Raw genomic sequence first — 12336 nt, 5'->3', positions numbered from 1 at the left:
GGCAATCACAGTTATAACCACTGTGCTGCCATTTTATATTGCGTGATGAGTTATTTACGGTTCAACATGTAATACATTTCATTCCAGCGGATCTCATTTTTAAAGGCGGGAAGCGTGGTGGAATTATCAATGAGTAAGAACTCGATATTGTGCATTTCTGCATATAAGCGCAAATACTCAACGTCTAGCGCTTGGGTAAATACCGTATGATGCGCGCCTCCGGCCAAAATCCATGCTTCAGCCGCGGTGGCTAACGACGGCTGGGCTTTCCAGATGGCGCGTGCAACAGGCAGTTTTGGTAAATCACGTGGCTGTTCAACGGTATCTACGCAGTTAACCAAGAGGCGGAAACGATCGCCCAAATCAATCAGGCTGGCATTCAGCGCTGCGCCCGCAGGGGTTGAAAACAGCAGGCGAGCAGGGTCGGCTTTACCGCCAATGCCGAGATGCTGAACATCCAGCAGCGGCTTTTCTTCTTTGGCTATTGACGGACAGACTTCCAGCATATGCGATCCCACCACCAGATCGTTTCCAGGCTGGAAATTGTAGGTGTAATCCTCCATGAAAGACGTACCGCCTGGTAGGCCCGCCGCCATCACTTTCATGATGCGCAACAGGGCGGCGGTTTTCCAATCGCCCTCGGCACCAAAGCCATAGCCTTTTTGCATCAATCGTTGGCAGGCTAAGCCAGGCAGTTGTTTTAGCCCATAGAGGTTTTCAAATGTGGTGGTAAAGGCATGAAAACCGCCTTGCTGAAGGAAGCGTTCTATACCTAATTCAAGGCGTGCGGCATCCAGCAGATTTTCGCGTTTTGCACCGCCGTTTTTCACGGCGTCGGTCAGGATATAGCTGGCTTCATACTCTTCCACCAGCGCGCTGATGTCGCCATGGCTAACTTCGTTGACCACCTGTTCCAAATCACCCAGCGCATAGCCATTCACGCTATAGCCAAATTGAATTTGAGCGCTGACTTTATTTCCTTCCGTCACCGCCACCTCACGCATATTATCGCCAAAACGTGCCACTTTCAGATGCTGACTTTCGTGTTTTGCAGCGCACGTGCGCATCCAACGTGCGATGCCTTCTTGTGCCTGTCGATCTTCCCAATGCCCGGCAACAACGCTGTGCTGCTGACGCATACGCGCGCCGATAAAGCCGAACTCTCGGCCCCCGTGTGCGGTTTGATTGAGGTTCATAAAGTCCATATCCATGCTATCCCACGGAATTTGGGCATTAAACTGGGTATGGAATTGCAGCAGTGGTTTCTCTAGGCGGCGGAGGCCGTTGATCCACATTTTCGCTGGCGAAAATGTATGTAGCCAAACCAGTAGGCCAAGACAATTATCTTGATAGTTTGCATCGCGGCATAGCGCCGTGATTTCATCCGGCGTCGTCGCCAACGGTTTTTGCACCAGTTTGACCGGCAACCCGCTCTGATTCAGATGGGCGACCACTTTTTCAGCCTGCTCTTTGACCTGCTGTAATGTACGTTGGCCGTATAAATGCTGGCTGCCGATGACGAACCAGACTTCGCTTTGTTGGAACTGTTGCATGATGACTCCGTAAATTCTGAATGAGATTAAAGTTTGACGGCGGCGTAGCAGGGCTCAGCGCTCTGACACCACTGCTGATAACGTTCGTAAAGCTGCTGGAAACGCGCCACTCGCTCTGGATTTGGTTGTAACGTACGTTCAACTTGGCTGGCCATGTTCTGCTGGGCGGTGGCGATGTCGGGGTAGGTGCCTGCGGCAACGGCGGCAAAAATCGCGGCTCCCAATGCGCAGCACTGATCGGAGGCAACAATTTGCACCGGGCGATTCATCACATCGCAGCATACCTGCATGATCACCGGTGATTTACGCGCGATCCCTCCGAGCGTCAGGACGTTTTCCACCGGCACGCCCTGATGTTCAAAGCACTCCATGATGGCGCGTGCGCCAAAAGCCGTTGCGGCAATAAACCCGCCGAATAGGGCTGGCGCATCGGTTCCTAAATTAAGATCGGCGATCACGCCTTTCAGACGCTGATTAGCAAAAGGCGTGCGGCGGCCGTTGAACCAGTCCAAAACCACAGGAAGGTGATTAAGATGGGGGGCTTTGGCCCACTCTTCGGTGAGAGCCGGTAATAAGTTTTTGATGGTGCTTTCTAACTGTGGGGCCAGCTCGGGGTGTTGTTTGGCGACTTGATGCAGCGGCCACGTTAATAAACGGCTGAACCAAGCGTACATATCGCCAAACGCCGACTGGCCGGCCTCTAGCCCGACATAGCCTGGGATCACGCTGCCATCGACCTGCCCGCAAATTCCGGCAATGGTGCGATCGCCGATTAACTGTTGATCGGCAATCAAAATGTCGCAGGTTGATGTACCAATCACTTTCACCAGCGTATACGGCTGCGCACCCGCGCCAACGGCACCCATATGGCAGTCAAATGCGCCGCCGGAAAGGACTACATCGGTTGAGAGGCCTAAGCGCTGTGCCCATTCATCGCTTAATTTCCCCACCGGAAGATCTGCGGTGTAGGTTTCACTAAACAGAGGCTGTTGAAGTTTTTCGCCAAGACAGGGATCGAGCGCTTCAAGAAATTCGCGTGGAGCAACGCCTCCCCATGAGGGATGCCAAAGGGCTTTGTGTCCGGTGCTGCAACGTCCACGTTTTAACTGATGCGGCTGCTGTTTACCGCACAACAGCGCAGGTACCCAGTCACATAACTCAATCCAAGATGCTGCTGATTGACATACCGCGCGATCTTGACGGCTGATATGTAGGATTTTCGCCCAAAACCACTCCGACGAGTACACGCCGCCGATATAGCGCGTGTAGTCAGGGAACGTGCCGCTGCGGCATAGCTGGTTGATCTCCTCGGCTTCTTCGATAGCGGTATGGTCTTTCCACAATACAAACATCGCGTTGGGGTTATTGGCAAACTCCGGCAGTAACGCGAGCACATCGCCGTCATCATTAATCGGTGCTGGCGTCGAGCCGGTAGAATCGACGCCGATCCCGACCACCGCAGCGTGTTGTTCCGCACTCATCCTTGCTACCACGGCTTTTATCGCCTGTTCGAGCGATTCAATGTAGTCGAGCGGATGGTGGCGAAATTGGTTGGCGGGCGCATCGCAAAATAGTCCTTCTTTCCAGCGTGGATAGTAGACGACCTCGGTATCTAACTCTTGCCCGGTCACACAATCTACGGCGAGCGAACGCACTGAGTCACTACCAAAATCCAGCCCGATTGCAATGGGGTTCACGCGCATTCCCTATCTCCTGTTATATAGATTTCACTGCTAACTAACATAGGAAATAGAGCCCCTTTAGTGTGAGGAAGGCTTAGCTGCAAGTATGTATTTTTCAGCTATGGCATGCATTTGTGTGAGCAGTATCAAAAGTTTGGATTGTTATTGAATTGCTAAATATATGCACATAATGGCTGTATTTTTCTGGTGTGATTTTGCTCTCTATTTGTTCTTTAATTAGCCGCTAAAACTTAGCCCGTCTTATACAACGACCTTACATTGCAGTGTGATATCCCATCATTTGGCATCTACTGCGCTAAACCCCCTAAATTCGTACACCTAGCTTTGTGTTGTTAAACAGCATGGTCTGTATGACAAATCTGCTACATAAGAATGACGAAATTGGAGAGTTAGAAATATGCATAAATTCACTAAGGCTTTGGCTGCCATTGGACTGGCTGCTGTTATGTCACAATCGGCTATGGCCGAGAACATGAAACTCGGTTTTTTGGTTAAGCAACCGGAAGAACCTTGGTTCCAAACTGAATGGGCATTTGCCGATAAAGCTGGAAAAGATTTGGGATTCGACGTGATTAAAATTGCCGTTCCTGACGGCGAGAAAACGTTAAATGCCATTGATAGCCTTGCCGCAAGCGGCGCCAAAGGTTTTGTTATTTGTACGCCGGACCCAAAACTTGGCCCTGCGATTATCGCCAAGGCGCGTAGCTACGATTTAAAAGTCATCGCGGTCGACGATCAGTTTGTCAATGCCAAAGGTAAACCGATGGAAAATGTGCCATTGGTGATGATGGCGGCCAGTGAAATTGGCGCGCGCCAAGGGCAAGAGCTGTGGAAAGAGATGAACAAGCGCGGCTGGAAAGTGGACGAAACTGGGGTGATGGCGATTACCGCGGATGAACTGGATACCGCGCGCCGCCGTACCACTGGCTCAATGGATGCCTTAAAAGCAGCCGGTTTCCCAGAAAAGCAAATCTACAAAGTACCGACCAAGTCGAATGATATTCCCGGCGCGTTTGACGCGGCTAACTCCATGTTAGTGCAGTATCCGAAAGTTAAAAACTGGCTGATCGTGGGCATGAATGACAACACCGTGCTTGGCGGCGTGCGCGCAACGGAAGGCCAAGGGTTTAAAGCCGATAACGTGATTGGTATTGGTATCAACGGCGTGGATGCGGTTAGCGAACTTTCAAAAGCTAACCCAACGGGCTTCTACGGTTCTCTATTACCAAGCCCCGATATCCACGGCTACAAAAGCATCCAGATGCTGAATGATTGGGTGACGAAAGACGTTGAGCCCGCCAAGTTCACGGCGGTGACAGATGTGGTGCTGATTACGCGTGACAATTTTAAAGAAGAGTTGAAAAAGAAAGGGTTATAGCCGCCTTCGTTTAAATGAGAAACGGATCTCGCATTGAGTGGCGAGATCCTATCAATTCACGACTTTAGCCGCAGGCTGGTAAGGAGAGAGTTTATGACCTCCAACGTACCCTATTTGGAATTCCGCCATATCGGGAAAACATTTCCCGGGGTGAAGGCGCTGGATGACATCAGTTTTCGCTGCCAAGCGGGTCAAATCCATGCCCTGATGGGCGAAAACGGCGCGGGCAAATCGACGTTGCTGAAAATTCTCAGCGGCAGCTATACGCCGACGCAGGGTGAAATTTTGCTTAAAGGTGAGCCGGTTCAATTCAATAAAACGACCGATGCGCTGGATGCTGGTGTGGCCATTATTTATCAAGAGCTGCATTTGGTGCCTGAGATGACGGTGGCTGAAAACATTTATCTGGGCCAGTTACCGGCCAAAAAAGGCTTTGTGAATAATTCTCTGCTCAATTATGAGAGTCGATTACAGCTTGAACACTTAGGTTTGGATATTGATCCACAAACGCCGCTGAAATATCTCTCCATCGGCCAGTGGCAGATGGTTGAAATCGCTAAGGCGCTGGCACGAAATGCCAAGGTGATTGCTTTTGATGAGCCGACCAGTTCGCTGTCGTCGCGGGAAATCGAGCAGCTGTTTCGAGTAATCCGCGAACTTCGCGCGGAAGGGCGCGTCATTATCTATGTGTCGCATCGTATGGAAGAGATCTTCGCATTGAGCGATGCCATTACGGTGTTTAAAGACGGCAAGTACGTAAAAACGTTTGACGATATGCAGCAGGTCAATCACGAGACCCTAGTTCAGGCCATGGTGGGGCGCGACTTGGGTGATGTCTATGGCTATCAGCCGCGTGAACATGGGCCGGTTCGTCTGGCGGTTGAACAGGTATTGGCTCCGGGCGTGAAGCAGCCTGTTTCGTTACAGGTGAAACAAGGCGAAATTGTTGGGCTCTTTGGGTTAGTGGGTGCCGGTCGCAGCGAACTGATGAAAGCGCTGTTTGGTGGCACCAAAATTACACAGGGAAAAGTGCTGTTGGACGGGCGTGATATGCAGGTGCGCAGCCCGATAGATTCGATACGCCAAGGCATGATGCTATGCCCCGAGGATCGCAAAGCAGACGGCATTATTCCCGTTCACTCGGTGCGAGAGAATATTAACATCAGCGCACGCCGCAATACGTTAACCGCCGGTTGCCTGATAAATCATCAGTGGGAAGTCAAGAATGCGGATCGGCGTATCAGTGCGCTAAACATCAAAACCCCAAGCCCAGAACAACTGATTATGAATCTCTCCGGTGGCAACCAGCAGAAAGCCATTTTGGGACGTTGGCTGTCTGAAGATATGAAGGTCATTTTACTGGACGAGCCAACGCGCGGCATTGATGTCGGTGCTAAACACGAAATCTATCATGTGATCTACCAACTGGCTGAGCAGGGTATTGCCGTGTTGTTTGCTTCGAGTGATTTGCCTGAAGTGCTCGGCCTTGCTGATCGCATTGTTGTTATGCGTGAGGGCGCGGTTTCTGGCGAGCTGCTGCGTGAAAACGCCAGCGAGGCCAAAGCGTTGGCCCTCGCCATGCCCGGTATCTCCACTTCCTCTCATGCGGCCTGAAAAGTCTAGGAGCAGAATTATGTCGAGTGTCACGTCAACGCCGGCGACGGTTAAATCAGGAAAAAGAGGGCTTAACCTCAGCCGCATTTGGGATAGTTACGGCATGCTAGTGGTGTTTGCCGCGCTGTTTATCGCCTGTTTGATTTTTGTGCCTAATTTTGGCTCGTTTATCAATATGAAGGGGCTTGGGCTAGCCATCTCAATGTCGGGCATGGTGGCCTGCGGGATGCTGTTTTGCTTAGCATCAGGTGACTTTGACCTGTCAGTTGCTTCGGTTATTGCCTGTGCGGGAGTTACTGCTGCTGTTGTCATTAACATGACTGAAAGCCTGTGGATCGGCATCTTTGCTGGTTTATTGCTGGGCGCCGTGTGTGGCTTGGTTAACGGTTTTGTGATTGCTCGTTTAAAGATCAACGCGCTGATTACCACGTTAGCCACGATGCAGATTGTACGCGGTTTGGCCTACATTATTTCTGATGGCAAAGCGGTCGGTATCGAAGACGAACGTTTTTTTGCATTGGGCTATGCCAACTGGCTAGGGCTTCCGGCACCGATTTGGATCACCGTTATCTGCTTTATTTTGTTTGGTTTCTTGCTAAATAAAACCACTTTTGGGCGAAATACCTTAGCGATTGGCGGTAACGAAGAAGCCGCGCGTTTGGCTGGGGTTCCGGTGGTACGCACCAAAATTATTATCTTTGTGTTGTCGGGGTTGGTATCGGCGGCGGCAGGGATCATTTTAGCGTCACGTATGACCAGCGGCCAGCCAATGACCTCAATAGGCTACGAGCTGATCGTGATCTCGGCCTGCGTGCTGGGTGGCGTATCGCTTAAAGGCGGAATTGGCAAGATATCTTATGTCATCGCGGGTGTGCTGATTCTAGGAACGGTGGAAAACGCGATGAATTTGCTGAATATTTCACCATTCTCTCAGTACGTGGTGCGGGGGGTTATCTTGTTGGCAGCGGTCATTTTTGACCGCTACAAACAGCTCGCCAAGAAAACGCTCGCCTAATCCCGTGAGGGAACAAAATTATGGCTAAAACGTGAGCTGAAATAGGATGAGTCCTGATTGTTAAGTATAAATTATAGATAATTATTTATCTGCTTCACATTTTTACAGCAATTATGAGCAGCGTTTTCGCTGCTCTGTAAACTGGTTAGGTGGTTTACTAATGGATGGGAGGGACGATGTATCAACGTTTAATGCAGGACCCACAACCAAATCCTTTATTACCGGGATACAGTTTTAACGCTTATTTGGTCGCAGGATTAACGCCGATTATTGCCGAGGGCCCATTAGACTTCTTTATTGATCGCCCTGAGGGCATGAAAGGCTATATCCTCAATTTGACGATCAAAGGTGAAGGCCGCATTTTTAGCGGCAAAGAGGGAGAAGAAACTTTATACAGCAAACCGGGAGAGTTGCTGTTATTTCCACCGAAAGCCAGCCACTTTTATGGGCGCTCATCGGAAAGCGATTGTTGGTATCACCGGTGGGTCTATTTTCGTCCACGCGCCTACTGGGCTGATTGGTTAGAGTGGCATAGTCAGGTTAATGGCGTGGGGCACATGGTATTGCCTGAAAATACGCTACTGGAGTTTGATCGCCTATTTGCCAATATTGAACAAACACACAAATCCGGGCGCCGCTTTGCGGAAGAGCTGGCAATGAACCTGCTTGAGCGTTTGTTGCTGCGCGCGATGGAAGAAGACCCACAGGCACCACAGCGTATTATGGATGCACGCATTATTGAAGCCTGCCAGTTTATTACCGGTAATTTGGCCGATGAGCTGCGTATCGAAGATGTGGCGAAACACGTTTGCTTATCACCGTCGCGCCTCGCTCATCTTTTCCGTGAACAGGTGGGGGTGAATATTCTGCGTTGGCGTGAAGATCAGCGGGTTATTCGCGCTAAACTGCTGCTGCAAACGACTCAAGAACCTATTGCGACAATTGGCCGCGTGGTGGGCTACGACGATCAGCTCTATTTTTCACGCGTTTTCCGCAAGCGTGTTGGCGTTAGCCCGAGCGATTACCGTCGTCGTAATCATGAAGTCAATGATTCCTCATCGATGAGCGCAGGAGAGCGCCGCCAGAGCGAAAGACAGAGTACTTTGCTGAGAGTGTAGATTGGTGACGGTGTCACTTTTTTATCAAGGGTTTTTTATCATAGGAGATGAGATATCAAATGGAATTGGCTAAGAAACTTCTGGCAGTTGTTCTCGCTGGCGCACTGCTACCAAGCACGGCATTTGCAGTGAAAACCTTAAAATACAGCGATCACGAAGCGTTGGGTGGAACGCGAACCGAATTTATTAATGATGTATTTTTCTCTGCCATTGAAAAAGAATCTCATGGTCGTTTGAAAATAGAGCCTCATTGGGGCGGTGAACTTGCTGCTGGTTATGGGGCTCTGGCGTTGGTTGGTCAGGGAAAGCGTGCGGATATGGCCATCGTCGTGCCTGAATACACCGCGAAGCAGCTACCTTTACATCAGATTTTCAAAAGTTTCCCCGTTGGGCCTTCGGCCGATCGGCAAGTTAGTTTTTTCCGTCATATCTACGCTGAAGTCCCCGCTTTCCCTGCAGAACTCGAGCAAAAAAACGTGGTAAATCTGTATTTCGCCACGGGTTATCCGGTTGCTTTCTTTAGCACTCATCCATTGACATCGTTGACGGAAGTAAAAGGAGAAACGTGGCGCTCAGCCAGTTTTTGGCATCAGGCTTTTTTAACACATGCAGGTGCTAAGGCTGTGACAATGCCGTGGGGAGATGAGACGCGTAACGCGCTGCGATCCGGAGCGCTGGATGGCATCATGGTTAACGTTGACAGTGGCTATGAGATTGATGCACACATAACAGCGCCCAATATACTGATAGCGAAAAACCTATGGTTAGGGCATATCTATCTGTTAGTCATAAATAAAGACACATGGAATGAGCTTGAGAAGCAAGATCAGGATGCGATCCAACGCGCAGCAGAGATAGCCTATAAAAAGCAAGGTTCAGTTATGAATAAGGCTTTTGACACACAGATTGCTGAGATGCGCAAAACCGGGGCTAACGTGAGCATTCTTCAGGCCAAAGAACTGCAGCAGTGGAAAACGCTCTCTCGGTATCAGGACGTGCAGGAGAGTTGGGTGAAGGAGCAGGAAAAATCGGGGGTTCAAAACGCCGGAGCTACGCTGCAGAAAGTGACTCAAATGGTTAATCAAGCCCTACGTTAGCCTCTGTCTGACTTTCACACATCAAACTACAATCTCCAAAGATTGAACCAATGATTTTGCTCTCGATGCGAGTGCTGCCAAGGCGGCGCTTGCAGCGTTGAGATCTTGTCTAATAATTACCCGTCTAATCGAGATCGCACGGAGTCCCCTTGCTCCTCGTCCTAAAACAGGCTATCAAATAGCACTATCTTAATATTTCGATAACAATGTATAAGTTGAAAAGATGATCTAAGGTCATCTCTTACTTTTTTGATTGCTAGGGCAGCGAGGTTTTGTATGGCGGATTCAATTCGTGTTGGGCTTATCGGTTATGGCTTTGCGGGTAAAACGTTCCATGCACCGTTGATTGCTGGTACGCCGGGTCTAACATTAGCGGCGGTTTCAAGCAGCGATGCTGAGAAAGTACGCGCTGATTGGCCAGGAATGACGGTGGTTGGCGAACCGGGGCAGCTTTTCACCGATCCTAATATTGATATGGTGGTTATCCCAACGCCTAACATTACGCATTACCCTTTAGCGAAACAGGCGTTGCTGGCGGGTAAACATGTGGTGGTGGATAAGCCTTTCACGGTAAATCTACAGGAAGCACGCGAGTTAGATATGCTGGCTAAGCAGCAAAAGCGGCTGCTGTCGGTGTTTCATAACCGCCGCTGGGACAGTGATTTTCTTACGGTGAAAAACCTACTGGCGGAAGGCGCACTGGGTGATGTGGTGCAGTTTGAATCACACTACGATCGTTTTCGTCTGGAGGTCCGTGACCGCTGGCGCGAAAAAGTAGGCGCGGGCAGTGGGATCTGGTTTGATCTGGGCTCACATTTGCTCGATCAAGCCTTGCAGCTGTTTGGCAAACCTCAAAGACTGTTGGCGGATCTGGCAGCGATGCGGCCAAACTCGCAAACCACAGACTATTTTCACGCCATTTTGTATTACTCCGATAAGCGCGTCATTTTGCACGGCAGCATGGTTACGGCCGCTGAAACGCCGCGTTATGTGGTTCATGGCACGAAAGGCAGCTACATCAAACATGGATTAGATCCACAAGAGGATCGCTTGAAGGCCGGTGAGCGCCCACCGCAGACGGATTGGGGTTATGACATGCGTGATGGCGTGTTAACGCTGGTGCAAGACGACATTATGGCAGAGCAGTCGTTGCTGACTATTCCGGGCAACTATCCGGCGTATTATGCCGGTATTCGTGATGCGATTAACGGTGACGGTGATAATCCCGTACCAGCTTGCGAGGCGATAACCGTAATGGAGCTGCTGGAATTGGGGCAAGAGTCTTCGTTACAGCAAAGAGCGTTGCCGATACCTGCTTAGTGTGGTGCTGTTATCTCTACGTTGATACAGCTTGCTGATACCTTTTGTTGATGTAATAGCGAGTAGTCTCAGATTAGCCTTCTTTCGTATATTCATTGAATCATAGAAAGAAGGCTTTGTTTTTTCATTAAACCTTATGTACATGCACATTTTTGGTAAGGGATGTTGAGTTATGTCTTGGCTGCAACGTTTGCGTATTGATAAGTTTTTACTGGTTCTGATTTGCGTGGTGATTCTGGCGTCGTTATTCCCTTGTGAAGGGATTTACAAAACGATCTTTGAACATCTCACCACTGCGGCGATTGCGTTGCTGTTTTTTATGCACGGCGCCAAACTTTCACGTGAAGCCATTGTTTCTGGCATGGGTCATTGGAAGCTGCATTTAGTCGTCTTTCTCAGCACCTTTGCGCTTTTCCCTCTACTAGGGTTAGCGCTCAACGTGGTGGTGCCTAATCTTTTGAGCCCTGCGCTCTACCTTGGTTTCCTTTATTTATGCGCATTGCCTGCAACCGTTCAGTCGGCGATTGCTTATACCTCAATGGCGGGGGGAAACGTCGCCGCCGCAATTTGTAGCGCATCGGCGTCTAGCATTCTTGGCGTGTTCCTTTCGCCACTGCTGGTGGGACTGTTGATGCATACGCAGGGTGGTGAAACCGATACGCTGCACGCAATTGGCGCAATTATCCTACAGCTGATGGTTCCGTTTGTGGTGGGGCATTTATCTCGTCCTCTCATTGCCAAATGGGTCGAACGTCACCGTAAGCTGATTAATATCACTGACCGATCTTCGATTTTGTTAGTGGTCTATACCGCATTCAGCGCAGCCGTTATTGAAGGAATTTGGCACCAGATTGACGTCTGGTCGCTGCTGTCTATCGTTGTCTTCTCCACCGTGCTGCTAGCGATTGTGCTGGTCATTAACACCTTTGCTGCTCGTTGGCTAGGGTTTAACACCGCAGATGAAATCACTATTGTATTTTGTGGCTCTAAAAAGAGCTTGGCGAACGGGATCCCGATGGCAAACGTACTTTTCCCAGCCTCCGCGGTGGGTATGATGGTTTTGCCATTGATGATTTTCCACCAAATCCAGCTGATGGTATGTGCGGTTTTGGCGCAAAGATATGTGAATCGAGGGAAGAAGGTGGCTGAGGGGCGGGTGGAGGAATAGGGGGCGTGAGCATGTATGGATTGTATGAGGTTACGTCCGCCTATTGGGAGTATGTCGGGGTTGTGTGAGATTACGTCCGCCTAAAACACTGAACTCCACATTTAAACCGTGCGGGCGTCCGTGTTAGGGGGCCAATCGCCGCCCCCTAACAACCCGGCTTGGCACCGTTCTTCAGCCTGCTTCGCAGGTTCCCTCATATCGTCATTCCGGCTTTAACGGAACGAACGGCAATCTCCATCCTGGCTCCTCCGTTCTTTCGCCGACGTCCCTGTCGGCGAATCCTAGCCTGCATTCCTCTATTCGGCTGAAAAACAACGTGCCGGAGAAGGTCAAAATCAAATTCAAAAGATTTTATTTGTTTATGTCTTCG

The 12336-nt window shown here is 50.0% G+C and carries 9 protein-coding genes; 7 read left to right on the top strand and 2 right to left on the bottom strand.

The window, feature by feature from the left end; all coding sequences use genetic code 11:
- Positions 1–50 precede the first annotated feature (50 nt).
- Together araA and BN1044_RS15800 are read right to left on the bottom strand one after the other, a co-directional pair.
- Positions 51–1553: an L-arabinose isomerase gene (gene araA, locus BN1044_RS15805; protein ID WP_072309498.1), complete on the bottom strand. Its 1503-nt coding sequence runs from the start codon at positions 1551–1553 to the stop codon at positions 51–53.
- 26 nt (positions 1554–1579) lie between these two features.
- Positions 1580–3256, bottom strand: coding sequence for a ribulokinase (locus tag BN1044_RS15800; RefSeq protein ID WP_072309497.1), 1677 nt, complete (start codon positions 3254–3256; stop codon positions 1580–1582).
- Between the two features lie 397 nt (positions 3257–3653).
- On the opposite strand from BN1044_RS15800, the gene BN1044_RS15795 reads away from it, so the two are divergent.
- The 7 genes from BN1044_RS15795 (at position 3654) to BN1044_RS15765 (ending at position 11966) form a co-directional block, all read left to right on the top strand.
- Entirely contained in the window at positions 3654–4634 is a 981-nt protein-coding gene (locus BN1044_RS15795; RefSeq protein ID WP_025801034.1) for an arabinose ABC transporter substrate-binding protein, read from the top strand.
- Positions 4635–4727: 93 nt separating this feature from the next.
- The gene (araG, locus tag BN1044_RS15790) at positions 4728–6248 is read left to right on the top strand and encodes an L-arabinose ABC transporter ATP-binding protein AraG (protein ID WP_072309496.1); all 1521 of its coding nucleotides are present in this window, start codon (positions 4728–4730) and stop codon (positions 6246–6248) included.
- Positions 6249–6267: 19 nt separating this feature from the next.
- Positions 6268–7263, top strand: a complete 996-nt coding sequence (araH, locus tag BN1044_RS15785) for an L-arabinose ABC transporter permease AraH (RefSeq protein WP_072309495.1) — start codon at positions 6268–6270, stop codon at positions 7261–7263.
- A 176-nt stretch (positions 7264–7439) separates the two neighbouring features.
- On the top strand, positions 7440–8381 hold the full coding sequence (gene araC, locus BN1044_RS15780) for an arabinose operon transcriptional regulator AraC (protein WP_072309494.1): 942 nt from the start codon (positions 7440–7442) through the stop codon (positions 8379–8381).
- Between the two features lie 59 nt (positions 8382–8440).
- A complete protein-coding gene (dctP, locus tag BN1044_RS15775) occupies positions 8441–9478 on the top strand; it encodes a TRAP transporter substrate-binding protein DctP (RefSeq protein WP_072309493.1) in 1038 nt (345 codons plus the stop codon).
- Between the two features lie 276 nt (positions 9479–9754).
- Positions 9755–10798 carry an oxidoreductase gene (locus BN1044_RS15770; protein WP_072309492.1) on the top strand — a complete coding sequence of 348 codons (1044 nt, stop codon included), beginning with the start codon at positions 9755–9757 and terminating at the stop codon, positions 10796–10798.
- A gap of 172 nt (positions 10799–10970) precedes the next feature.
- Positions 10971–11966 (top strand): bile acid:sodium symporter family protein, encoded by a 996-nt coding sequence (locus BN1044_RS15765; protein ID WP_072309491.1) that lies wholly within the window; start codon positions 10971–10973, stop codon positions 11964–11966.
- The last annotated feature ends 370 nt before the right edge of the window (positions 11967–12336 follow it).

The organism is Hafnia alvei (assembly GCF_900095695.1).
Classification (GTDB): Bacteria; Pseudomonadota; Gammaproteobacteria; order Enterobacterales; family Enterobacteriaceae; genus Hafnia; species Hafnia alvei_B.
Note: the sequence above shows the minus strand (reverse complement) of the source record. Positions and strands in the feature narration are given on the sequence as shown.